Consider the following 21,698-nt stretch of genomic DNA (forward strand, 5'->3'; position numbering starts at 1 on the left):
ATCATCTCATCCTCCCACCCGCCCACGCTCGTCCCCACACCCACACTCCCAACCCCGCCACTCCCGGGGCCCGGCGCCGGACCAAGTGACGCCTGCCATCCGCCCCCCCCCCCCCCCCCCCCCCCCGCGTGCCCGGCCACGGTTTTGCTGCGCTGCAACATGAAGCCCCTTGCAATTGAGGGCGAACTCAGCCATATGCAGCCCATAGGCGCTTGGGCCGGGAACGAATCCGGCCTTCTCGACGAATGAGACTGGTTGCGTCTGTTTTCCCTCTTTCCGGTATATCGGCCCTTTTTCCGGTAAATCACAAAGCGGCGAAAAAGCCCCGTGGCATGATGCCTGCGGGCACGACAGCGCAGCCGAGTGGACGAATACGTCCGCCCGCCTTGTCGTTCATCACAGATTTTTCGACGGCAGGTTGCGCCCTGCCGCCATCGATGTTTGCGGCCAGAAGCCGCGTGAAAGAAGATTATTTTGACCAACGAAAACACTTTGCCCGGTAGCACTGCGGAACTCACCGGTTTCGCGGCACTGGGTATTACGGGCGCGCTGCTCAAGGCCACCCACAACGCCGGCTTCGCCGAGCCGAAGCCGATCCAGGCACAGGGGATCCCGCCGCAGATGGAAGGCCGTGACATTTTCGGCATCGCCCAGACCGGCTCCGGCAAGACTGCGGCCTTCGCGCTGCCGATTCTGTCGAAGATCATTGCGCTTGGCACCAAGCGCCGGCCGAAGACGGCACGTGCGCTTATCCTGGCGCCGACGCGCGAACTCGCCGTGCAGATCGAAGACACGATCAAGATCCTCGCCAAGGGCGCGCATGTCTCGACCGCGCTCGTGCTCGGCGGCGTGTCCCGCTTCAGCCAGGTGAAGAAGGTTGCTCCCGGCGTCGACATCCTGATCGCCACGCCCGGCCGGTTGACCGACCTGGTGCGTGAGGGAGACCTTGTGCTTGCCGACACCAAATGGCTGGTGCTGGACGAAGGCGACCGCATGCTCGACATGGGCTTCATCAACGACGTCAAGCGCATCGCCAAGGCGACCGCGCCCGACCGTCAGACGGTGCTGTTCTCGGCGACCATGCCCAATGAAATCGCCGAACTGGCCAAGGGCCTGCTGAAGAACCCGATTCGTGTCGAAGTCGCGCCGCAAAGCACGGCGGCGGCCGAGATCGTGCAGGGCGTCGTCTTTGCCCGCACCAAGCAGAAGCGCCAGGTGTTGTCGACGATGCTCGCCGACGAGGCGATGAAGTCCGTCATCATCTTTTCGCGCACCAAGCATGGTGCCGACAGGGTGACCAAGGACCTCGAGCGCGATGGCTTCAAGGCCGCCGTCATCCACGGCAACAAGTCGCAGAACGCCCGCCAGAAAGCGCTGAACGATTTCCGCGACGGCTCGGTGCGCATTCTGGTGGCGACCGACATCGCGGCGCGCGGCATCGACGTGCCCGGCATCAGCCATGTCGTGAATTTCGACCTGCCTGATGAAGCCGAGAGCTACGTCCACCGCATCGGCCGTACCGGCCGCAACGGCATGGACGGCATCGCGATAACGCTTTGCGATCCTTCCGAGAACAGCAAGCTGCGCCAGGTCGAGCGCATCATCCGCACCAAGCTGCCGATCGTTGCCGACCATCTCGGCAGCCCCGATCCGCTGCGCAATCCGGCTGAAAAGAACGAGCGATTCGAGCCGGCCAATGATCGCAACGACCGCAATGGCCGTCGCGACGGCAGGCGGCCCGGTGGCGAGAACAAGGGCAACGGCTTTGGCAAGAAGCGCTTCGGCGACAAGCCGGCCTTCGCAGGCGAGCGCAAGCCTGATGGCGCCAAGCCGGCCTTCAAGGGCAACAACAAGCGCCGCTTCGGCGGCAAGCGTCCGGCGGCGCGGGCTGCGTAAGTAGCCAGCGTTGTAGTCAGTCAAGCTCAGGCTGGCTGATTGCCGGGACAGACAAGGAAAGGGCGGCTGAAGCGATGCTTCGGTCGCCTTTTTCGTCTGCCTACTTCACCACCGCTTCGATCCAGACGGCGATCCTTTGCGCCAGAAACGCCGTGGTCGATGGCGACAGCGCGTCGCCGGCAATGACGTGATTGTCCGGGTCGCCGGTGTCGTCGACCGGAACCAGTTCATGCGGCGCCCCCCAGCGCCCGGCAATCTCGCGGGTGCGATCGGCCCGCACCACTTTGTCCGAATCAGAAAAGATGAACAGTGCAGGGGTGGTCGCCTTCTCCACCGGCGCGCCATAGGCAAGCTCGGTCAGCGCCTGCACCGGCAAGGTTGCTTCGATCGGGTAGCGGGTGGTCCAGAATTTTTCATTCAGCGCGTTGCGCGGCACGAAGCTGTGCTCCTTGCCGGCGACCAGCCTGGCGATCTGTTTGCCCCACGGCATGGTCAGGATCTCGGCGCCCGAAGCCTTGACGCCGAAGTTCGGGGAGATGAACGCAATCGCCGCCACCCCGTCCGACGTACCGGGCTGCGTTGCCGCCCAGACCGCCAGCGAGCCGCCGGTCGACGTCGAGATGACGATCACCTTGTCGCCGATCGCCCGGCCGATGGCGAGCGCCTCCTCATAGTCGTTGATCCAGGCATTGATGCTGCCTTGCGTCATCGCCGCGCCATCCTGCCCGTGACCGGTAAGGCGTGTGTAGAAGAGATTGGCGTCGAGCTGTTCCGCCACTTCGTCGGGCAGCGGGCGGATTTCGCCCTTCGATGCGGAAAAGCCGTGGATGTAGACGATCGACAGCGGGGTCCTGGCATGCACCAACGGATCGGCCCAGACGATCTCTTTTTCCAGCCCGTCACGGATTCCGGGGATGACGGCTTCCGCCTTTGCCACATAGGCCTGCGGATCGTCAGCGATGAGCGAGGGATCGAAACGGATAGTGGTGTCGACGCGAACGCGCGGGCCGAGCACGAAGGCCAGTGCGAGAATGGCGATAAGGCCCAGCACAGCAAGCACGATCCGTCGCCCCATCGCAGACTCCACGCAGCACTTGCCTCAACCATGGCGACGGCGGCCCGAAACGGTGAGCCTGCCAATTTCGCCGGCGTCCTATTCGATCGGGGGCTTGCGGTCGTAATGCAGCGGCCGCGCCTTCCAACTGGTCATCAGGCTGATAAACCCTCTGCACAGCGGCCTCGGCAGCAGGCCGAGCAGTTTCAGGGGCCAGCTGGTCCGGCGCGGGAAATGGACTTCGAAGCCGCCCGACTTGATGCCCCGCGCCATGCGGCGCGATGCGCGGCTGACCGGCATCAGTCCCGGCATGGGCAGCATGTTCTTCTCGGTCAGCGGGGTGTCGATGAAGCCGGGATTGAACACCTGGATACGCACGTTCATCTTGTCGAAATCATACTTCAGCGACTCGGCCAGAATGTTGATGGCCGCCTTGGTGCCGCCATAGGCGGCCGTTGTCGGCCAGCCGAAATAGGATGTCACCGAGCCGACCAGCACGACATGGCCGCGCGCCCGCACACGCATGCGTTCGACCGCGGGCACGAGGCCGTTGATGATGCCGAAATAATTGACCTCGAAGGACCGCCGAAAGTCGTTGACGACAAGATTCTCCCCCGGCGTCGAAATGTAGTTCCCTGCATTGAAGATGGCGAGCACGATGGGACCGAGTTCCTTCTCGATCGCGGCGACGGTTCTTGCCATGCGCGGCTCGTCGGTGACATCGCAAGGAAAGGCCGTGACACTGCCCGGCATCTGCGCGGTCTCGACGACAAGCGTGTCGATCGGATCGTCGTCAAGCGCCGTCACCGCGACGGCATAGCCCTGGGAAGCAAGATCCCTGGCCAGCGCACGGCCGATGCCGCTTGAGCCGCCCGTGATCCAGGCGACGCCGTGCTTCGGGTTAGCCCGGTAGAGTGTCATGCTGCGCCCTGTCGACTTGTTGGTGCTTTGCTCTAGCGGTGAAGAAATCGAATGAAAAGCCGCTTTTCAACGTCAGCCGGAAATGAACAGTGGCGCAAGAGGCCAGCCTCGGGAAGCGCCGACGCAACAACAGCACTGCAAATGCGACTGGACCAGACAAATTCTTGCCTTGAAACCGCAGCTTCGGGTTTCTAGGGTTTCGGCGCACCTACACAAGGAATCCTGAATGCCCCGTTCTGTGATCGACGCGATCGGCAACACGCCTCTGATCCGCCTCAACAAAGCTTCGGAACAAACCGGTTGCGAGATCCTGGGCAAGGCCGAATTCATGAATCCGGGCCAGTCGGTCAAGGATCGCGCGGGCCTGTTCATCATCCGCGACGCCGAGAAGCGCGGGCTGCTGAAGCCCGGCGGTGTGATCGTCGAGGGAACGGCGGGCAATACCGGCATCGGGCTGACGTTGGTCGCCAAGGCGCTCGGCTATCGCACCGTCATCGTCATCCCGGACACACAGAGCCAGGAGAAGAAGGACACGATCAAACTGCTCGGCGCCGAACTGATCGAAGTGCCGGCCGTGCCCTACAGGAATCCCAACAATTACGTGAAACTGTCGGGGCGGTTGGCCGAGCAACTGGCAAAGACAGAACCGAACGGCGCCATCTGGGCCAACCAGTTCGACAATGTCGCCAACCGTGACGGCCATATCCGCACCACGGCGGAGGAAATCTGGAACCAGACCGGCGGCAAGGTCGACGGCTTTGTCTCGGCGGTCGGTTCGGGCGGCACGCTGGCCGGCGTCGCCTCCGGACTGAAAGCCAAAAGCCGGGATGTGAAGATCGCGCTCGCCGATCCGCTGGGGGCCGCGCTCTATTCTTTCTACACCAGCGGCGAGCTGAAGTCCGAAGGCAGCTCGATCACCGAAGGCATCGGGCAGGGGCGAATCACCGCCAATCTCGAAGGGTTCACGCCGGATTTTTCATTCCAGATCCCCGATGAGGATGCGCTGCCGATCGTCTTCGACCTGATCCAGGAAGAAGGCCTTTGCGTCGGCGGCTCGACCGGCATCAACATTGCCGGCGCGATCCGTCTGGCCAGGGAATTAGGCCCCGGCCACACCATCGTGACCATCCTTTGCGATTACGGCACGCGCTATCAATCAAAACTGTTCAACCCGGAATTCCTGCGCGAGAAGCAGCTGCCGGTGCCAGGCTGGATGGAGCTGAAGAGCACAATTCCGGTGCCGTTCGAAAAGGTCGCGTGATGGCAAACAGGACGGACGCCCTGTTTCGCGACGATGCCTATCTGCGGACGGCGGACGCGACAGTCGTTGCTGTGAACGATCGCGGCGGCATCATCCTCGACCGGACGATCTTCTACGCCACTTCGGGTGGCCAGCCGGGTGACACCGGATATCTCGAACGCGGCGATGGTAGCCGCATCGCCATTGCCGCTACCCTCACCGGTGAGACCAAGGACGAGATCATCCATGTGCCGGCGCCGGAGCAGGCGGTTCCGCAGCCCGGCGAGGCGGTGAGGCTGGCCATCGACTGGGAGCGGCGGCATCTCTTGATGCGCATGCACGCGGCTTGCCACCTGCTCACCGTCGTCTGCCCGTTCCCGATCACCGGTGCCTCGGTTTCCGAGGACGACAGCCGTGTCGATTTCGACGCTCCGGATGCCGGCTTCACCAAGGAGGACGTCACTGCCGGGCTGATGGACCTGGTGCGGGCCGATCATCCGATCTTTGTCAGGCTGATCAGTGACGAGGATCTGGCTGCCAATCCCGGCCTAGTGAAATCCAAGAACGTTCGGCCGCCGGTCGGCACCGGCAAGATCCGCCTGGTCTGTATCGGCGACAACGCCTCGGTGGACAGCCAGCCCTGCGGCGGCACCCATGTGAAGAGCACCGGCGAAGTCGGCGAAATCCACATCGGCAAGATCGAGAAGAAGGGCCGCGAGAACCGGCGCTTCCGCATCCGCTTTGGGCCGATGTCGGCAAACTGAACAGGACAGTGATCGCCAAAAAAGCGAGCAGGAGAACAAAATGGCCGAGGACAGCCCCTTCACCGTCGACGCAGACTGGCTGCAGCAACGTCTCGGCGAGCCGGGCCTGACGATCATCGACGCATCCTGGTATCTCCCGGCGCAGAAGCGCGATGCGCGCGGCGAGTATGAGTCGGCCCACATCCCGGGCGCACGATTTCTCGATCAGGATGCCGTTTCGGACTCGGATTCGCCCCTGCCGCATACCTTGCCGTCGCCGCAGCATTTTGCCCAGTATGTCGGCGCCATGGGTGTTTCGGCCGATGACACCATCGTCGTCTATGATGGTCCGGGTTTCTTCTCGGCGCCCCGGGCGTGGTGGATGTTCCGGGTGATGGGCGTCTTCCAGACCTATATTCTGGATGGCGGCTTCGATGGCTGGAAAGCCGCCGGCAGGCCGGTGACGGCTGAGCCGACCAAGATCGCGCCAAGCGTGTTTCATGCCGATTTCGACCCCGGGTGCGTCGCCAGCCTCGCCGACATGCGCCGGATCGTCGACACCAGGGCAAGCCAGATCGCCGACGCCCGGGGGCCGGGCCGGTTCACCGGCACTGAACCTGAGCCGCGCGCGGGTATCCGCTCCGGCCATATGCCTGGCGCGCGCAATCTGCCCTATTCGGCGCTGTCGGAAAATGGCGAGCTGTTGTCGAAGGACCGCCTGCGCAAGGCGATCGAGGAGGCCGGCATCGATCTGTCGAAACCTGTCGTCACTTCATGCGGCTCCGGTATTACCGCGGCGGTGGTGACGCTGGCGCTGGAAACGCTTGGCCATACGAACAACAGGCTTTACGACGGCTCCTGGACGGAGTGGGGCGGGCTTTCCGACACGCCTGTGGTGACCGGCAAGGAATGAAGACGATGGAAAACGGCACGTTGGAAGACATTGACGTCACGGTGACGTTCCTCGAGATGCATGTGCCGCCGGCCTATTCGCCGCCTGTGCCGTATAACCGTCAGGTCGCGCTGCTGAAGACCAAGGATATTCCGCTGCATTTCTACCGCTATCTGATGGACCGGGTGGGGCGCAAATGGCACTGGGTCAATGTGCTGAGGCTGGATGACGACGAGCTTTCGGCCGGCATCCATCGCGAGGACCGCGACATCAGGGTGCTCTACCTCGATGGCGCCCCCGCCGGCTTCTTTGACCTCAAGCCGCATCTGCCGGAAGAAGTCGAGCTCGCCTATTTCGGCATGATGGAACATGCGACCGGGCAAGGCATCGGCCGCTGGTTCCTGGGCTCCGCGATCGCCGCCGCATGGTCGCATGGGCCGAAGCGGGTGACGGTGCAGACCTGCACGCTCGATCATCCGGCGGCTCTGCCGCTCTACCAGAAGCTCGGCTTCGCACCGGTGGCGCAAAAGAGGGAAATCGTCCATCCGCTGCCTTTCACCGAGCGCGCGGCCAGCGTCATGCGGCCCTAGCCGGAAGCTAATACCAGCTCGAATCTGAACCCGTCGTTCATCGGCCCTTCAGGCTGTTTTTGGCATGTTGCCGGCACCATCAATGCGGCCAAGGCCGAAGGAGACGAAGACATGCTGACCCGCCGTACACTTGCCGCCGCGCTGATCGCGGCAATTGCCATGCCAAGCCTGGCCGCAGCCCAGGCGACAACGCCTTCGGCCGCGACGATCGAGCGGAAGCTCGAGGCGGCGCCGCGTGTGAAATTGCGGCCGAACGAGCGCGTCACCATCCGCGAATTCAAGCGGCGCCCGGATTTGCGCCGCATGGCCCGCTCGATCGATATCCAGTCGATCAACTTCGCCTTCGGTTCGGCGGCCATTTCCAGTTCGCAATACGACAAGATCGAGACCATTGCCGACGCGCTGCGGCGCATCCTGCGCCGCGATCGCGGCGCCCGCGTGCTGATCGAGGGCCATACCGACGCCGTCGGCTCCTTCCAGTCGAACCAGGCCCTGTCCGAACAGCGCGCCGCTTCGCTGAAGCGCACGCTGGTGCGCGAATTCGGCGTGCCGGGTCATGCTCTCGAGACAGTCGGCTATGGCGAGGAGTTTTTGCTGGTGCAGACGCAGACCGAAAACTGGCAGAATCGCCGGGTGACGCTGCGCCGCTTCGACGATTTCATCCGTTGAGCCGCAGCTCCGACGGGACTTGATGAGAGCCGATCGCCGAGGGGCGACCGGCTCTTCGACATTTGGCAGGAATCGGGTGGGCGGCGAGGGTTCAAGGACATAATTTCCAGTCACGACACCGGAGATTTTTCCATGACCATCCAGTTCAAAGCTTTGCCGACCGAAGATGTCAGGACGTTGCAGCGCGGTGGCATCGATGCTTATGGCCAAATGCCCGAGCGAAAGATCTCCGACGGTGACGGCATGCCTTGCCGTCATTGCTTGAAGAACATAGGAGCCGGCGACGCCTACCTTGTTCTGGCATACAGGCCATTCCCGGGGCTTCAGCCCTATGCCGAAACCGGGCCGATCTTCCTGCATGCCGAGGAATGCGATGGTGCCGCTGAGAGCGGGGCGCTGCCCGAGGTTCTCGATAGCCCTGACTACATCGTGCGCGGCTATGGCAGGGATGATCGTATCGTCTATGGCAGCGGCGGCGTCATCCCGACCACGGCAATTGCTGCACGGGCCGAGACGCTGTTCGAACGCGACGAGATCGCCTACGTCCATGTCTGTTCGGCGCGCAACAATTGCTACCAGTGCCGTATCGAGCGCGCTTGAGGCTGAGATTAGCCGCTGGGAACAGTTGTCGTACTCCCGTCGCATAATCGCGATAGAAAGCCATTGTCGATCGATTTGCCGACCGCGGATGAACCGGCGGCAAATCTCGACATCGAGGAAGCGGGGCTTTGGCTCCGCTTTTTTGTTGCCTGCGCTTTGCGCAGAAAAGTCTTCCACGCAAAAAAGCCCGCCGGCATGGCCGACGGGCTCAGACTGTTTGCCTGGAGGGCTTAGCTTAGTTGAACTTGTACTTTGCGCCGAGACGCACGGTCTGGAAGGACGGGGTGTCCTCGATGATGCCGCCCGAGCCGAAGTCTTCCTTCTGATACTGCGAATAACGGTATTCCAAACCGACGGTCATATTGCTGGAGACGGCAGTTTCCAGGCCGCCACCGATCGAGAAGCCGCTCGAGCCCCAATCATAGATGTCAGCGCTACCACCACCCGGCGCTTCCGCATGCAGATCGAAGTGCTGCCAGCTGTAACCGCCGAGCACATAGGCCAGCGTTGATTCGTTGACCTTGGCACCGATTCTAGCGAGGGCATCGAAGCCGTAGTCGGCATCGCCCTTGATGGAAACGGGGCCGAGATCGAGCTTGGACTGGATGCCGGAATAACGGGCGTCCAACTGAACGCCGGCGACCCAGCTGCCGAAATCATGGTCATAGCCGACGCTGGCCTCGCCGAACACGCCTTCGCCGCCAATGCCGTTGAGCTCGCCGCTACCGCCCAACCCAAGATTGAGGTTTAGATCATGCACCATCGTGCCGGCACCGAGCGCGCCGCCGACATAGAAGCCGGTCCAATCATAGGCCGGGGCGGCAAAGGACGTGCCGCCACCATTTTGCGCGCCGAAGCGATAGTTTGCCGCGATATGGAAGGTGTGGGTGGAAGGCTCGACATCGAGAGAAGCACCGCCAAGATCGAGTACCGACTTGTCACCATAGTCCGCGTAACGATATTCGGTCTTCAACGTCCAGTTGCCACGCAGCACGGTTTCCATGCCAACGCCGAGCACATAGCCGCTGCGGTTCTGCGAGAATTCCAAGCCGTCCGCAGCGCCCGATCCGTCAAGTTTGAAATGCTGCCAGGTATACCCGCCGAGCACATAGCCCAACGTATTCGGATTGAGCAGATAGCCGGCACGCAGGCCAACATCGAAGCCGTAGGAGTTTGTCAGATCGACGTCGCCGCCTGCAATGCTCAACGAGGGGCCGATGTTACTCAGATTTGCGTCAATAAAACCACCGAGCAGGAAACGCTCCGAAACCATGTAGTCGTAGCCTGCCGTCAATTCGCCAAACACGCCATTTCCACCAAGGCCATTGAAGGCTAGGCCCGGTATGCTGAACTTGTGTACGCTGGCGCCAAAGCCGCCGCCGATGCCGACATAAGCACCGCTCCAGTTAAAGCCGGCAGCTTCTTCTACCGGTTGCACGACGTCAGCTGCATGAGCAGCAGACATCAAAGCTACAGCAGAAACAGCACCAAGAAGAAAAGATTTCGCGGATGTGCGAATGAACATATGCCCGTACCCCAATGAATAAACCCAGAATGTCTCTAGCAGGGAGTCGGCCGGTACGGGAATGACAAATATGCAACAATGATGAGCAAAGTGCCGTTGCGTCACGTGTTTCGACACCAAGCTTTGCCTGAAAAACAGGCTCGCAAGAAAAAAACCGCCGGCTTGGAACCGGCGGGCTGGATTGAAAGGAGCTGTTTTCGCGAAAAATCAGGCGGCAAGAACGGCTTTCGGCTCGACCAGTTCGTAGCCGAGCGCCTCGGCGACTGCCCGGTTGGTGATCTTGCCTTTATGGACATTGAGGCCGTTGCGCAGGTGATGATCGTCGACCAGCGCCTTCAGGCCCTTGTCGGCAAGCTGCAGGCCATAGTGCAGCGTCGCGTTGTTGAGCGCGTGGGCCGAAGTGACCGGCACGGCACCCGGCATGTTGGCGACGCAATAGTGGATGACGCCGTCGACCTCATAGGTCGGCTCGGCATGAGTGGTGGCGTGCGAAGTCTCGAAGCAGCCGCCCTGGTCGATGGCGACGTCGACCAGCACCGAGCCTTTCTTCATGCCCGACAGCATTTCGCGCGAAACCAGTTTTGGCGCCGCGGCACCCGGGATCAGCACCGCGCCGACGACGATGTCTGCCGAAAAGCACTCTTCCTCCAGCGCCTCGACAGTCGAGTAACGGGTGTGGACGCGGCCGGCGAAGAGGTCGTCGAGCTGGCGCAGGCGTGGGATCGAGCGGTCGATGATGGTGACGTCGGCGCCAAGGCCGGCCGCCATCCTGGCCGCGTGCAGGCCGACGACGCCACCGCCGAGCACGGTGACCTTGCCGGGCAGCACGCCGGGCACGCCACCCAGCAGCACACCGCGGCCGCCATTGGCCTTCTGCAGCGCCATGGCACCGGCCTGGATCGACAGACGTCCGGCAACTTCCGACATCGGCGCCAGCAGCGGCAGGCCGCCACGGTCGTCGGTCACAGTCTCGTAGGCGATTGCCGTCACGCCGGACGCAAGCAGGCCCTTGGTCTGCTCCGGATCCGGCGCCAGGTGGAGGTAGGTGTACAGGATCTGGCCTTCGCGAAGCTGCGCCCATTCGCTGGGCTGCGGTTCCTTGACCTTGACGATCATGTCCGACCTGGCGAACACCTCGGCGGCCGTCTTGGCAATCGTGGCGCCGGCGGCGCGATAGGCGTTGTCATCGGCGCCGATGCCGGCCCCGGCCCCGGTCTCGACCAGCACTTCGTGGCCATGGGCGACATATTCGCGGACCGAGCCGGGAGTGAGGCCGACGCGGTATTCGTGGTTCTTGATTTCCTTGGGGCAGCCGACGCGCATTTTCTTCTCCTGATCCGGCCCTTTGGGCTCGTTCCCTGTATGAATGGAGTGAACCACGAATCGTTGCGCAGGTCTTTGCGAATGCGCTTGCGCCAACCGGCCGGTTTCGATAATCGTTGCGCTAAATAACAAGATATTCGCAGGATTCACGAATAATGCCGCTCGACAGGATTGATATCGCCATTCTCGAGGCATTGCAGAAGGATGGCAGGATACCCAATGCGGCGCTGGCCGAGAAGGTCGGCCTGTCACAGTCGGCCTGTTCGCGCCGGCTCGACAATCTGGAGAAATCCGGAACCATCCGTGGCTATCATGCCCGGCTGTCCAATGCAGCACTTGGCCACCAGATGACGGCGATCGTGCACATATCGCTGTCGGGACAGTTCGAGAAGACGCTGTCCGATTTCGAGGCGGCGATCAAGCGCTGCCCGAACGTGCTGTCCTGCCATCTGATGTCGGGCGAATACGACTACATCTTGAGGGTCGCGGCGAAGGATCTCGTCGACTATGAGCGCATCCACAAGGAATGGTTGTCGGCGATGCCGCACGTGACCAAGATCAATTCGTCGTTCGCCTTGCGTGAGATCGTCGACCGTACGGCCATGGGCATGAAGCCGGAGATGGCCTAGTTCCTCGACACAGAAGTTCTGACGGGTCGCTGCATAGACAAACCACCTGCCTTCGATTTGCGGAAACGGGCGTCACTTCGTCATCCACGGGCGGAGCAAGGAGTGTAGCGACGCAGCGCAGACCATAGGATCCATGCCGCGACTTTAAAGCGTCACTACGGTGCAGAGTTCTGCTCGGCTGCATTCCTTGGTCAAGGTCACGGCATGGATCCTCGGGTCTCCGCGACGGAGCTTCGCTCCTGCTTCGCCCGTGGATGACGAAGGTGGGTGCCTTGGGTCAATCCCGAATGCCTCTGCGATCCATCGAGACGAACCATGACAACCTGGCTGCTGACAGGCCGCTAACCACCCTGTGGGCCTGGGCTAGCTGACCGCCGTTACCGCCCGATCCATCGGGATATCGTGCGGCTGCGGGTAGATGGTCGCGATGCGCTGCAATTCGTAGCCGACGCCGATGACCAGCGGCTTGAACGGCATCGCTGCCAGCGTACGGTCGAAGAAACCGCCGCCATACCCCAGGCGGTAGTTCTGGGGATCGATACCGACGATCGGCGAGATGACGATGTCCGGCAGCACCGGATCGCCCTCGGCCGGAATCGGGATATTCCAGACACCTTTCTCCAACCGGTCGCCCGCTTTGTAGGCGCGGAAGATCAGCGGCTGCCCCTTCTCGATGACGATGGGCAGGGCGGTGCGGCCGCCGCGTTCGTTTATGGACGCCATCCAAGGCCGCAAATCCGGCTCGCCACGAAACGGCCAATAGAGACTGACCATGCGCCCGGCGATCTCGCCGATGATCGCGTCGAGGCTTTCCGCAATGCTTTGCGACATTACCGTTCGGGCGTCGGCCGAAACAGCAAGACGCGCGGCGATCAGGCGTTCGCGCTCGGCTTTGCGCCAGCGTCTCACATCGGTCCAGTCGCTCGAAGGCGCACGGAATTGCGGATCGAGTTCGTGCATGAAACAGGGCGGCGAAGAATATTGCGCCGGAGCATCGTCGTCACGATCGTTGGCCATGCCTCACCTCATCGCGTGTTCGATGACCCTATACCTCGCGATACGATACAACATGTGCATTCACGACATGCAACGACGAGTCTCGGGCACTGTCCATCTGTTGTTGCATTGCACAAAAATACCTACATCCAGGACAGGCAATCTTGCTATCGGGGTGAACGAAATGAACGAAGCTAGGCATCATGTCGTCGTTGTCGGCGCGGGTTTCGGCGGCCTCGAGTTCACCCGTGCACTTGCTGGCGCGCCGGTCCGTATCACCATGATCGACAAGCGCAACCATCACCTCTTCCAGCCGCTGCTCTACCAGGTGGCGACGACGGCGCTGGCCACTTCCGAGATTGCCTGGCCGATCCGCCACCTCCTGCGCAAGCGCAAGGATGTGACGACGCTGCTCGCCAATGTCACCGGTGTCGACCGCGCCGGCAAGCGCGTGCTGCTCGATGACGGCAGCGCGGTCGCCTACGACACGCTGGTGCTCGCCACCGGTGCCCGCCACGCCTATTTCGGCCATGACGAATGGGAACCGTTCGCACCTGGCCTGAAGACGTTGGAGGACGCCACCACCATTCGGCGCCGCATTCTCCTGGCCTTCGAACAGGCCGAGCGGGAGACCGATCCCGCCAAACGCCAGGCGTTGCTGACCATTGCGATCGTCGGCGGCGGACCGACCGGCGTCGAGCTTGCCGGCACCATCGTCGAGCTGGCGCATGACACGCTGCGCGGCGAATTCCGCAACATCGACACGCGGCAGACGCGCGTGGTGCTGATCGAGGCCGGCGACCGCATTCTGGCCAATTTCGCACTGAAACTTTCCGACTATGCCAGCAAAGCGCTCGAGCGGCTCGGCGTGACGGTCGAGCTCGGCCGGGCCGTCACGCGCTGCGACGCCGAAGGTGTTGTGTTTGGCGATAAGCAACTGGCAGCCCGAACGATCCTGTGGGCAGCCGGCGTTGCCGCTTCGCCAGCCGCTGAATGGCTGGGAGCGAAGGCGGACCGCGCGGGCAGGGTGCTGGTCGAGCCTGACCTCAGCGTGCCCGGCAGCCCGGAGATCTTTGTCATCGGCGACGCCGCTCATGTGCTGCGGCCGGACGGGCAGCCGGTTCCCGGCGTGGCGCCTTCCGCCAAGCAGGAGGGCCGACATGTTGCGGCTACCATCAAGGCCAGGCTCGGCGGCGACACGACCGCGCGTCCTTTCCACTACAGGCATGCCGGCGATCTGGCGACGATCGGCAAACGCGCCGCCGCCATCGATTTCGGCTGGATCAAGCTCACCGGCTGGCTCGCCTGGTGGCTGTGGGGAGTGGCGCACATCTATTTCCTGATCGGTTTTCGCAACCGGCTTGCGGTTTCGCTGAGCTGGCTATGGATCTACGCGACGGGGCAACGTAGCGCGCGGCTGATCACCCAGGGCGACGACGACAAGGGCTGATTTCTTCGCCCCGATCGTTCATGCGCACGTCAATCTGTTGCTGATGGACTGACGGCTTCATGCGCGCGACTTGTTGAATGGACTTAAGCAGGTTTCAGAGCGAAGTTCGCTTCGGGGCAGGGCTTGTCAGGTCGAAGGAGAAAACATGTCGCAACTGCTCCATCCCGTATCCCGCCGCGATCTCCTTGCGGGCGCCGCCGCAGGGGCACTGATCATGCTGCATCCGTTCTCAGCCAGGGCTCAAGGTAACCAAGCGCATCTCCGGATCATGGAGACCACCGACATCCATGTGAACGTGCTGCCTTACGATTACTACGCCGACAAAGCGAACGACACGATGGGCCTGTCGCGCACGGCGTCTCTCATCGATGCTGTGCGCAAGGAAGCCGTGAATTCGATGCTGATCGACAATGGCGACCTGCTGCAGGGCAATCCGATGGGCGACTACATCGCCTATGAGAAGGGCCTGAAGGACGGCGACCTGCATCCGATCATGAAAGGCATGAACCTGCTCGGCTACGAGTGCTCGACACTGGGCAACCACGAGTTCAACTACGGCCTGTCGTTCCTGGACAAGGTGCTGGCCGGTGCCAATTTTCCCTTCGTCTGCGCCAATTTGATCCGCGGCACCGAGCTTGCCGCTAACCCGCGCGACGACAAGCTCTATCTCAAGCCCTATGTCATCCTCGACAAGAAGATCAAGGACGGTTCGGGCGCCGAGCAGCCGATCAGGATCGGCATCATCGGCTTCGTGCCGCCGCAGATCATGGTCTGGGATCTCAAGAACCTCGAGGGCAACGTCAAGACGCGCGACATCGTCGAGGCGGCCAAGGCCTGGGTGCCGCAGATGAAGGAGGAGGGCGCCGACATCGTCATTGCGCTGTCGCATTCCGGTATCGACGTGAAGCAGGGCGAGATGATGGAGAACGCCTCGTTCTTCGTCGCCGGTGTCGACGGCATCGATGCGGTGTTCACCGGTCACCAGCATCTGGTGTTCCCCGGCAAGAAGGATTTCCAGTCGCTCGATGGTGTCGACACGCAGAAAGGCACGCTGCAGGGCAAGCCCGCCGTCATGGGCGGCTTCTGGGGCTCGCATATGGGGTTGATCGACTTAATGCTGGAACGCGACGGATCGAAATGGAAGATCGTTTCAGCCACTTCCGAGGCGCGGCCGATCTTCGAACGCGTCGACAACAAGAACAAGCCGACTGTCCCGGACGACAAGCGCATCATCGCGGCCCTCGAACAGGACCACCAGGCGACACTGGCCTATGTGCGCCGCCCTGTCGGCAAGACCTCCGCGCCGCTCTATTCCTATTTCGCGCTGGTCGCCGACGATCCGTCGGTGCAGGTCGTCAGCCAGGCGCAGACCTGGTACCTCAAGGAAATTCTCAAGAACACGCAATGGAAGGACGTGCCGCTGCTGTCGGCCGCCGCTCCCTTCAAGGCCGGCGGGCGCAACGGCGCCGACTACTATACCGACGTGCCGGCAGGCGACATCGCCATCAAGAATGTTGCCGACCTCTACCTCTATCCCAACACCGTGCGTGCGGTCGAAATCACCGGTGCGCAGGTCAAGGAATGGCTGGAAATGTCGGCTGGCATCTTCAACCGGATCGAGCCTGGGAAGGCCGACCAGGCCCTCATCAACACCGATTTTCCGTCCTACAATTTCGACGTCATCGACGGCGTCACCTACAAGATCGATCTGTCGCAGCCGTCGAAATACGATGCCAAGGGCGGGCTGGCCAACGCTGGCGCCAATCGCATCGTCGACCTGAGTTTCGATGGAAAACCAATTGATCCCAAACAGAAATTCGTCATCGCGACCAACAATTACCGGGCTGGTGGCGGCGGCAATTTCCCCGACATCAATGCCTCGAAGATCATCTACGAAGCACCGGACACCAATCGCGACGTCATCGTCCGCTATATCGTCAGCGAGGGCACGATCAATCCGTCGGCGGACGACAACTGGTCGTTCGCACCGCTGCCTGGAGCCAGCGCCGTGTTCGAAACCGGCCCCAAGGCCAAGGATTTTATTGCGCAGGTGAAATCGCTGAAGATCGAGCCGGCGGGCGAGGGCGAGGCAGGATTCGCGAAATACCGCATCCTGCTTTGAAGGGTGACGGCGACCGCGCGGCCATGTCGAGATCGTGCTCGACATCGCTTGGTCAGCGGCAATGAAAATCGAAGAGCGTGTCGATTTACGCCTTGTAGACCACCTGGCGCACGTCGATGTAGCTGGCGCGGAAGCCGGCTTCGCAATAGTGCAGGTAGAACTCCCAGAGCTTTTTGAAGCGGTCGTCGAAGCCGAGCGGAACGATCTTCTCCCATGACGCCCGGAACCGGTGGCGCCATTCGGCGAGCGTGCGCGCGTAGTCGTCGGGAAAGACGCGCTCGCGCAGGTGGGCGAGGCCATGATCCTTGCCCAGTGCCTTCAGGATCGACGGTGTCGGCAGCATGCCGCCCGGGAAGACGTAGCGCTGGATGAAATCCGGCCTTGCGCGATAGGTGTCGTAGGCGGCTTCGTTGATGGTGATGATCTGCAGGCCGGCAGTGCCGCCAGGCCTCAGACAGGCCTTCATCTTGCCGAAAAACACCGGCCAGTATTTTTCGCCGACCGCCTCGAACATCTCGATCGAGGCGATGCGGTCATAGGTGCCGGTTTCGTCGCGATAATCCTGCAGCTTGATGTCGACCTTGTCGGCAAGGCCAGCCTTGGCGATGCGAGCCGTGGCAAAATCGTGCTGCTCGCGGCTGATCGTCAGCCCGGTCACGCGGCAGCCGATCTCGCGCGCCGCGAATTCGGCGAAGCCACCCCAGCCGCAGCCGATTTCCAGCACATGGTCCTTCGGACCGATCCCCGTATCCTTCGCCAGAGCGCGATATTTGGCGGCCTGGGCGCCTTCCAGGTCGTTGGCACCGGTCGTGTAGAGCGCCGAAGAATAGGTCATGCTCGGATCGAGCCATTCCTTGTAGAAGGCGTTGCCGAGGTCGTAATGCGCCGAGATATTGCGTTTCGAACCGGTGCGCGTGTTCTGGTTGAACCAGTGGCGGATGCGCTGGACGGTGTTGATCAGCCAACTGGTGCCGCCCGCGATACGCTCGCCGATGACCGAATTGACCACGAACAGCTCCAGGAAGCTGGTCACGTCGGGGCTTTCCCAATCGCCGTCCATATAGGATTCGGCAACGCCGATCGTGCCGCCGGAAAAGGCGCGGCCCGGCAAGCGCCAATTCTTCAACACCAGTTCGGCATCTGGGCCAGGTCCCTTGCCGCCGACGAGGACGGCACGGCCGTCCGGCAGCCTGACCTTGAGCGAACCGCGCGGCAGGTTCATCGCCGCCGACAGCACCATGCGCGCTTTCGCTGGAAGACCTTTCACGATCTCCGCGAAATTGAATTCATCGAGCCTGACCGCGTCGCTCAATGCTACGCCAAAATGTTCCTTTTGCGCCATCTCGTGCCCCTGGATTTCCGCGGTGTCGGCGCAAATTGCCGGGCCACGGTTCTCTTGGATCATTCGCCAGCTTCGAACGCCGCCGCGACCGGTTCGTCGGCGAGCGGGCTCGAATGAAGTGCGCGCCCCCTACCAGAGCTTCAGCGCTTCCCGGTGAATCCGTGCGACAATCTTCCACGTCATGCGGGAAAACTTCAAGGGGCAGGCTGCAACCGGGGCTGTGCCAAGCAGATTGCTCGCGCCGGCGGGCATCTGTGCCTTTGGACAGCCAAGGCGCAGCGCGTTAAAAAACGCCTATGGCCGCAGAATTCCTTGTGCGATAGATTTAGCCATGCGTTATGTAATCGTCATTGCCGCCATCGCGTTTTTCCTGATCTGGGATGGCATGTACAATCAGGGCCGGTATCTCGACACCACGGTGAGAGAACTTAGCCGCATTGTGCGATATGCTACCGGCAAGGTTTAGCTCCGGCGGCTGCAGCCGCGACATCCTTGTCGATTGACGCCAACGTCCTGCCGTCACAAAAGACCCCAGCACTTTGATCGAGGAGGCGGGGTTGATCCGGCATATCGTTTTCTTCAGCGCGCGGCGAAAAGAGGATGTCGAGGCTGTGCGCACCGGCTTGCTGGCGCTCGGCGACATTCCTCATTCCAGCCTTTTCGAGGTCACCTTGAACACCAAGGTCGATCCACTGTCCGATGAGGTCGACGTGGTCGTCTATGCGGAGTTCGCCGACGACGCCGCGCTGGCCGCCTACAAGGCGCACCCGCTCTATGCGCAGACCACCAGCAAGGTCAAACCGATGCGCGAACTGCGCTATTCCGCCGATGTCGTTGCCGGAAGCTGATGCCTTGTCCAGGTGGTGCCTTTTTCGAAGTCCGGTGAACTGACTTGGGCGAACTGGCCGGGATTGCGATCAAGTCTTGAACCGATTTGCGGAATGATGCACATCGCGCCTGCATGACCCAAACCGCAGCCGCAGGCACTCATCCGCTCGATCACCTGGTGCTGCCGACGCAGAGCCTTGAGGTTGCGCGAGCCCGGCTCACCGCGCTTGGCTTCGTCGTGGCCCCGACCGGCATCCATCCCTTCGGAACGGAAAACTGCTGTGTTTTCCTGGCCGACGGCACGTATCTCGAACCGCTCGCGGTCGGCGACGAACAGGTGGCGACAAAGGCTATCGCAGACGGCAATGTCTTCGTCACGCGTGATCGCGCCTATCGCGACAGCAACGGCGACGAGGGATTTTCCGCCATTGTTCTAGGCACGGACAATGCCGACGCCGACCATGCACGCTATGTCGATGCCGGCATCTCGGCGGGAGACATGCTGGGCTTTTCGCGCGCCTTCACCGACCCTGCCGGCAAAAGCGACATCGCGTCGTTCAAGCTCGCCTTCGCGGCCGGAGCCGAAGCCACGGACGCCTTCCTGTTTGCCTGCGAGCGGGTCAACGCGCCTGATGTGGACCGCACGGCTTTGCAGGCCCACGCCAACGGCGCGACCGGAATTGTCGAGATCTTGGCGATCAGCGATGCGCCCGGAAAGCAGCATGGGCTGATTTCCGTGGCGGTGGACGATCCGGCCGCCGACAGGCAGGGCGGCATGTTTCCCTTGCCGAATGCAGATTTGAGCGTGCTTGACGGCGCGGCTTTCACCGCGCGCTTCGGCCTGCCTGCCGGCGCGCCGACAGATCTACGCTTCGCAGCGGTGGTCTTTTCGGTTCGGAACGCCGATGTGACATCGAGGCTGCTTGCAGCCAATTCCGTCCAACACGATATAGCGGGCAATGATATCGTCGTGCGGCCTGCACCCGGACAGGGCGCGGCCTTCATCTTCCGGGAGATCCCATGAGCAAGCCGCAAGCGTCCAATTCGATGGCGCCCAATTCGTCGGTAACCGTCGGCAATGTCGTCTTCGACAACAAGGCGGCTCTGTCGCTGATCGCCGGCCCTTGTCAGTTTGAATCACGCCAGCACGCCTTCGATATGGCCGGCGCGCTGAAGGAACTGACCGGCAGGCTCGGCATAGGGCTCGTCTACAAGACCAGCTACGACAAGGCCAACCGCACCTCGCTGTCGGCGACGCGCGGTGCCGGTATGGACGCAGCCCTTCCCGTCTTCGACGAGTTGCGCAAGGAATTTTCGCTCCCCGTGCTGACCGATGTCCATACCGAGGAGCAGTGCGCGATCGTCGCGCCGCATGTCGATGTCCTGCAGATTCCGGCTTTCCTGTCGCGCCAGACGGACATGCTGGTCGCCGCCGCCAGGACCGGCAAGGTGATCAATGTGAAGAAGGGGCAGTTCCTCGCCCCCTGGGACATGAAGAACGTCGTCGCCAAGATCACCGGATCCGGCAATGCCAATGTGCTGACCACCGAGCGCGGCGCGTCCTTCGGCTACAACACGCTGGTGTCCGACATGCGCGCTCTGCCCATCATGGCCGAGATCGGCGCGCCGGTGATCTTCGATGCCACGCATTCGGTGCAGCAACCGGGCGGGCAGGGTGGTTCCTCGGGCGGCGAGCGCCGCTTTGTCGAGACGCTGGCCCGCGCGGCAGTCGCTGTCGGCGTTGCCGGCGTGTTCATCGAGACCCATCAGGATCCCGACAACTCGACCTCTTCCGACGGCCCGAACATGCTCCCGTTGAAGGACATGCCGGCCCTGCTCGAGCGGCTGATGGCATTCGACCGCATCGCCAAGGGCCTCTAAGGGCGGACGCATACTCCGCCGACTGCCGGCGCTTGTGGAAGGCACGAGCCGGCTATACGCTTGGCTGGCAAATGAGCGTTTTGGCAGGAGGAAGCCATGTCCGTCGCCCGCGTCACCGAAATCACATCCTCGTCGAACAAGAGCTTTCAGGACGCCATCGAACAGGGAATTGCGCGCGCATCCAAAACCCTGAAGAACGTCGAGGGCGCCTGGATCCAGGACCAGAAGATCGTCGTCGAAGACGGCAAGATTGTTGCTTATCGCGTCAATATGAAGGTTACCTTCATCCTCGCGGAGTGAACGGTCGACGCCGAAAAAGTCGGGAACCTTCGCCCGCGCCCCTCATTGTCCAAGTATGGTTCGAAACCACAATGAGGAGCACAATCATGGCTACCCAGACAGGTCACACCCAAGCCATCGCCGCTTCGCGGGTCATCGGCACATCGGTCTACAATACCGAAGGCACGAGCATCGGCAGCATCGAGGATGTGATGCTTGACAAGATGACGAACGGCATCATGTTCGCGGTCATCGGTTTTGGCGGCTTCCTCGGTATCGGCGAGAAATATCACGCCATTCCGTGGGCAAGCCTCGACTACGATGAGGACAAAGGCGGGTATGTCGTGCCGTTTTCCAAGGAACAACTCAGGGCGGCACCTGCTTATTCGATCAACGAATTGACCGGGGCGGATGGCGAGGCGGCCCGCGACGAATCCTACAATTATTACAAGGTCACGCCTTACTGGCATTAACAGCAACGATAAAGCGGCCCCGTCGAGAGACGGGGCCGCTTTGGATTCCGGCTTATTCGCTGACGTGTAAGGGGGCCATCGCCTTGGGCGGCGACTGCTGATTGTCGCACGACGTCAGGAATGCCGCCGCGATCAGGAACAGACTCACGATACCACTCAACTGGGACATGGCGAAACTCCTCCTGTTTCGCCCCGCGCCCCCGCACCATAGCCACAAGCCGGCCTGCCGTACATGACTTATGATG

The 21,698-nt window shown here is 62.0% G+C and carries 23 protein-coding genes; 17 read left to right on the plus strand and 6 right to left on the minus strand.

Features of this window, described 5'->3' with window-relative positions:
- The first annotated feature begins 474 nt into the window (after positions 1–474).
- A complete protein-coding gene (locus NKJ00_RS17855) occupies positions 475–1,896 on the plus strand; it encodes a DEAD/DEAH box helicase (protein ID WP_352611727.1) in 1,422 nt (473 codons plus the stop codon).
- Positions 1,897–1,996: 100 nt separating this feature from the next.
- Here the strand turns inward: NKJ00_RS17855 and NKJ00_RS17860 are convergent, their stop codons facing one another.
- Together NKJ00_RS17860 and NKJ00_RS17865 are read right to left on the minus strand one after the other, a co-directional pair.
- Positions 1,997–2,971: an alpha/beta hydrolase gene (locus NKJ00_RS17860; protein WP_352611728.1), complete on the minus strand. Its 975-nt coding sequence runs from the start codon at positions 2,969–2,971 to the stop codon at positions 1,997–1,999.
- 78 nt (positions 2,972–3,049) lie between these two features.
- A complete protein-coding gene (locus NKJ00_RS17865) occupies positions 3,050–3,871 on the minus strand; it encodes an SDR family oxidoreductase (RefSeq protein ID WP_023812065.1) in 822 nt (273 codons plus the stop codon).
- A gap of 226 nt (positions 3,872–4,097) precedes the next feature.
- On the opposite strand from NKJ00_RS17865, the gene NKJ00_RS17870 reads away from it, so the two are divergent.
- The 7 genes from NKJ00_RS17870 (at position 4,098) to NKJ00_RS17900 (ending at position 8,839) form a co-directional block, all read left to right on the plus strand.
- Complete coding sequence (locus tag NKJ00_RS17870; protein WP_023812064.1) at positions 4,098–5,132, plus strand: cysteine synthase A; 1,035 nt, start codon at positions 4,098–4,100, stop codon at positions 5,130–5,132.
- The gene (locus tag NKJ00_RS17875; RefSeq protein WP_023812063.1) at positions 5,132–5,875 is read left to right on the plus strand and encodes an alanyl-tRNA editing protein; all 744 of its coding nucleotides are present in this window, start codon (positions 5,132–5,134) and stop codon (positions 5,873–5,875) included. The genes NKJ00_RS17870 and NKJ00_RS17875 overlap by 1 nt, the downstream gene beginning before the upstream one ends.
- Before the next feature lie 40 nt (positions 5,876–5,915).
- Positions 5,916–6,767, plus strand: coding sequence for a 3-mercaptopyruvate sulfurtransferase (gene sseA, locus NKJ00_RS17880; RefSeq protein ID WP_352630595.1), 852 nt, complete (start codon positions 5,916–5,918; stop codon positions 6,765–6,767).
- 5 nt (positions 6,768–6,772) lie between these two features.
- Complete coding sequence (locus tag NKJ00_RS17885; RefSeq protein ID WP_023812061.1) at positions 6,773–7,336, plus strand: GNAT family N-acetyltransferase; 564 nt, start codon at positions 6,773–6,775, stop codon at positions 7,334–7,336.
- A gap of 111 nt (positions 7,337–7,447) precedes the next feature.
- A complete protein-coding gene (locus NKJ00_RS17890) occupies positions 7,448–8,005 on the plus strand; it encodes an OmpA family protein (RefSeq protein WP_023812060.1) in 558 nt (185 codons plus the stop codon).
- Positions 8,006–8,137: 132 nt separating this feature from the next.
- Positions 8,138–8,605 carry a DUF1203 domain-containing protein gene (locus NKJ00_RS17895; RefSeq protein WP_352630597.1) on the plus strand — a complete coding sequence of 156 codons (468 nt, stop codon included), beginning with the start codon at positions 8,138–8,140 and terminating at the stop codon, positions 8,603–8,605.
- Positions 8,606–8,668: 63 nt separating this feature from the next.
- Positions 8,669–8,839 carry a hypothetical protein gene (locus NKJ00_RS17900; protein ID WP_352630599.1) on the plus strand — a complete coding sequence of 57 codons (171 nt, stop codon included), beginning with the start codon at positions 8,669–8,671 and terminating at the stop codon, positions 8,837–8,839.
- Between the two features lies 1 nt (position 8,840).
- Here NKJ00_RS17900 and NKJ00_RS17905 read toward each other — a convergent pair whose 3' ends face one another.
- Positions 8,841–10,130: an outer membrane protein gene (locus NKJ00_RS17905; RefSeq protein WP_352630601.1), complete on the minus strand. Its 1,290-nt coding sequence runs from the start codon at positions 10,128–10,130 to the stop codon at positions 8,841–8,843.
- Between the two features lie 207 nt (positions 10,131–10,337).
- On the minus strand, positions 10,338–11,453 hold the full coding sequence (gene ald / locus NKJ00_RS17910) for an alanine dehydrogenase (RefSeq protein ID WP_352630603.1): 1,116 nt from the start codon (positions 11,451–11,453) through the stop codon (positions 10,338–10,340).
- Positions 11,454–11,608: 155 nt separating this feature from the next.
- On the opposite strand from ald, the gene NKJ00_RS17915 reads away from it, so the two are divergent.
- Positions 11,609–12,082: an Lrp/AsnC family transcriptional regulator gene (locus NKJ00_RS17915; RefSeq protein ID WP_352630605.1), complete on the plus strand. Its 474-nt coding sequence runs from the start codon at positions 11,609–11,611 to the stop codon at positions 12,080–12,082.
- A 363-nt stretch (positions 12,083–12,445) separates the two neighbouring features.
- On the opposite strand, the gene NKJ00_RS17920 is transcribed toward NKJ00_RS17915, so the two are convergent.
- A complete protein-coding gene (locus tag NKJ00_RS17920) occupies positions 12,446–13,099 on the minus strand; it encodes a 5-formyltetrahydrofolate cyclo-ligase (protein WP_352630607.1) in 654 nt (217 codons plus the stop codon).
- A gap of 163 nt (positions 13,100–13,262) precedes the next feature.
- Here NKJ00_RS17920 and NKJ00_RS17925 point away from each other — a divergent pair, with 163 nt between their 5' ends.
- Together NKJ00_RS17925 and NKJ00_RS17930 are read left to right on the plus strand one after the other, a co-directional pair.
- The gene (locus NKJ00_RS17925) at positions 13,263–14,528 is read left to right on the plus strand and encodes an NAD(P)/FAD-dependent oxidoreductase (RefSeq protein ID WP_352630609.1); all 1,266 of its coding nucleotides are present in this window, start codon (positions 13,263–13,265) and stop codon (positions 14,526–14,528) included.
- A 145-nt stretch (positions 14,529–14,673) separates the two neighbouring features.
- Positions 14,674–16,650 (plus strand): bifunctional 2',3'-cyclic-nucleotide 2'-phosphodiesterase/3'-nucleotidase, encoded by a 1,977-nt coding sequence (locus tag NKJ00_RS17930; RefSeq protein ID WP_352630611.1) that lies wholly within the window; start codon positions 14,674–14,676, stop codon positions 16,648–16,650.
- An 85-nt stretch (positions 16,651–16,735) separates the two neighbouring features.
- On the opposite strand, the gene NKJ00_RS17935 is transcribed toward NKJ00_RS17930, so the two are convergent.
- On the minus strand, positions 16,736–17,992 hold the full coding sequence (locus NKJ00_RS17935; protein ID WP_128304513.1) for an SAM-dependent methyltransferase: 1,257 nt from the start codon (positions 17,990–17,992) through the stop codon (positions 16,736–16,738).
- A 331-nt stretch (positions 17,993–18,323) separates the two neighbouring features.
- On the opposite strand from NKJ00_RS17935, the gene NKJ00_RS17940 reads away from it, so the two are divergent.
- The 6 genes from NKJ00_RS17940 (at position 18,324) to NKJ00_RS17965 (ending at position 21,453) form a co-directional block, all read left to right on the plus strand.
- Positions 18,324–18,458, plus strand: a complete 135-nt coding sequence (locus NKJ00_RS17940; protein WP_023812051.1) for a hypothetical protein — start codon at positions 18,324–18,326, stop codon at positions 18,456–18,458.
- 91 nt (positions 18,459–18,549) lie between these two features.
- Entirely contained in the window at positions 18,550–18,840 is a 291-nt protein-coding gene (locus tag NKJ00_RS17945) for a Dabb family protein (protein ID WP_023812050.1), read from the plus strand.
- Positions 18,841–18,953: 113 nt separating this feature from the next.
- Positions 18,954–19,844, plus strand: coding sequence for a VOC family protein (locus tag NKJ00_RS17950; protein ID WP_352611733.1), 891 nt, complete (start codon positions 18,954–18,956; stop codon positions 19,842–19,844).
- Positions 19,841–20,701, plus strand: coding sequence for a 3-deoxy-8-phosphooctulonate synthase (gene kdsA / locus NKJ00_RS17955; protein ID WP_031213495.1), 861 nt, complete (start codon positions 19,841–19,843; stop codon positions 20,699–20,701). The genes NKJ00_RS17950 and kdsA overlap by 4 nt, the downstream gene beginning before the upstream one ends.
- A gap of 96 nt (positions 20,702–20,797) precedes the next feature.
- The gene (locus NKJ00_RS17960; protein ID WP_352552015.1) at positions 20,798–21,001 is read left to right on the plus strand and encodes a dodecin family protein; all 204 of its coding nucleotides are present in this window, start codon (positions 20,798–20,800) and stop codon (positions 20,999–21,001) included.
- A gap of 86 nt (positions 21,002–21,087) precedes the next feature.
- On the plus strand, positions 21,088–21,453 hold the full coding sequence (locus NKJ00_RS17965; protein WP_127294419.1) for a PRC-barrel domain-containing protein: 366 nt from the start codon (positions 21,088–21,090) through the stop codon (positions 21,451–21,453).
- Positions 21,454–21,698: the final 245 nt, after the last annotated feature.

Source organism: Mesorhizobium sp. M0227, assembly GCF_040321855.1.
In the GTDB taxonomy this organism is placed as follows: Bacteria; Pseudomonadota; Alphaproteobacteria; order Rhizobiales; family Rhizobiaceae; genus Mesorhizobium.

Excerpts from the sequence above, each read along its gene's own strand:
- NKJ00_RS17860 (WP_352611728.1), bottom strand. The coding sequence starts at position 2,971 with ATGGGGCGACGGATCGTGCTTGCTGTGCTGGGCCTTATCGCCATTCTC.
- NKJ00_RS17865 (WP_023812065.1), bottom strand. The coding sequence starts at position 3,871 with ATGACACTCTACCGGGCTAACCCGAAGCACGGCGTCGCCTGGATCACG.
- NKJ00_RS17870 (WP_023812064.1), top strand. The coding sequence starts at position 4,098 with ATGCCCCGTTCTGTGATCGACGCGATCGGCAACACGCCTCTGATCCGC.
- NKJ00_RS17875 (WP_023812063.1), top strand. The coding sequence starts at position 5,132 with ATGGCAAACAGGACGGACGCCCTGTTTCGCGACGATGCCTATCTGCGG.
- sseA (WP_352630595.1), top strand. The coding sequence starts at position 5,916 with ATGGCCGAGGACAGCCCCTTCACCGTCGACGCAGACTGGCTGCAGCAA.
- NKJ00_RS17885 (WP_023812061.1), top strand. The coding sequence starts at position 6,773 with ATGGAAAACGGCACGTTGGAAGACATTGACGTCACGGTGACGTTCCTC.
- NKJ00_RS17890 (WP_023812060.1), top strand. The coding sequence starts at position 7,448 with ATGCTGACCCGCCGTACACTTGCCGCCGCGCTGATCGCGGCAATTGCC.
- NKJ00_RS17895 (WP_352630597.1), top strand. The coding sequence starts at position 8,138 with ATGACCATCCAGTTCAAAGCTTTGCCGACCGAAGATGTCAGGACGTTG.
- NKJ00_RS17905 (WP_352630601.1), bottom strand. The coding sequence starts at position 10,130 with ATGTTCATTCGCACATCCGCGAAATCTTTTCTTCTTGGTGCTGTTTCT.
- ald (WP_352630603.1), bottom strand. The coding sequence starts at position 11,453 with ATGCGCGTCGGCTGCCCCAAGGAAATCAAGAACCACGAATACCGCGTC.
- NKJ00_RS17915 (WP_352630605.1), top strand. The coding sequence starts at position 11,609 with ATGCCGCTCGACAGGATTGATATCGCCATTCTCGAGGCATTGCAGAAG.
- NKJ00_RS17920 (WP_352630607.1), bottom strand. The coding sequence starts at position 13,099 with ATGGCCAACGATCGTGACGACGATGCTCCGGCGCAATATTCTTCGCCG.
- NKJ00_RS17925 (WP_352630609.1), top strand. The coding sequence starts at position 13,263 with ATGAACGAAGCTAGGCATCATGTCGTCGTTGTCGGCGCGGGTTTCGGC.
- NKJ00_RS17930 (WP_352630611.1), top strand. The coding sequence starts at position 14,674 with ATGTCGCAACTGCTCCATCCCGTATCCCGCCGCGATCTCCTTGCGGGC.
- NKJ00_RS17935 (WP_128304513.1), bottom strand. The coding sequence starts at position 17,992 with ATGGCGCAAAAGGAACATTTTGGCGTAGCATTGAGCGACGCGGTCAGG.
- NKJ00_RS17940 (WP_023812051.1), top strand. The coding sequence starts at position 18,324 with ATGCGTTATGTAATCGTCATTGCCGCCATCGCGTTTTTCCTGATCTGG.
- NKJ00_RS17950 (WP_352611733.1), top strand. The coding sequence starts at position 18,954 with ATGACCCAAACCGCAGCCGCAGGCACTCATCCGCTCGATCACCTGGTG.
- kdsA (WP_031213495.1), top strand. The coding sequence starts at position 19,841 with ATGAGCAAGCCGCAAGCGTCCAATTCGATGGCGCCCAATTCGTCGGTA.
- NKJ00_RS17960 (WP_352552015.1), top strand. The coding sequence starts at position 20,798 with ATGTCCGTCGCCCGCGTCACCGAAATCACATCCTCGTCGAACAAGAGC.
- NKJ00_RS17965 (WP_127294419.1), top strand. The coding sequence starts at position 21,088 with ATGGCTACCCAGACAGGTCACACCCAAGCCATCGCCGCTTCGCGGGTC.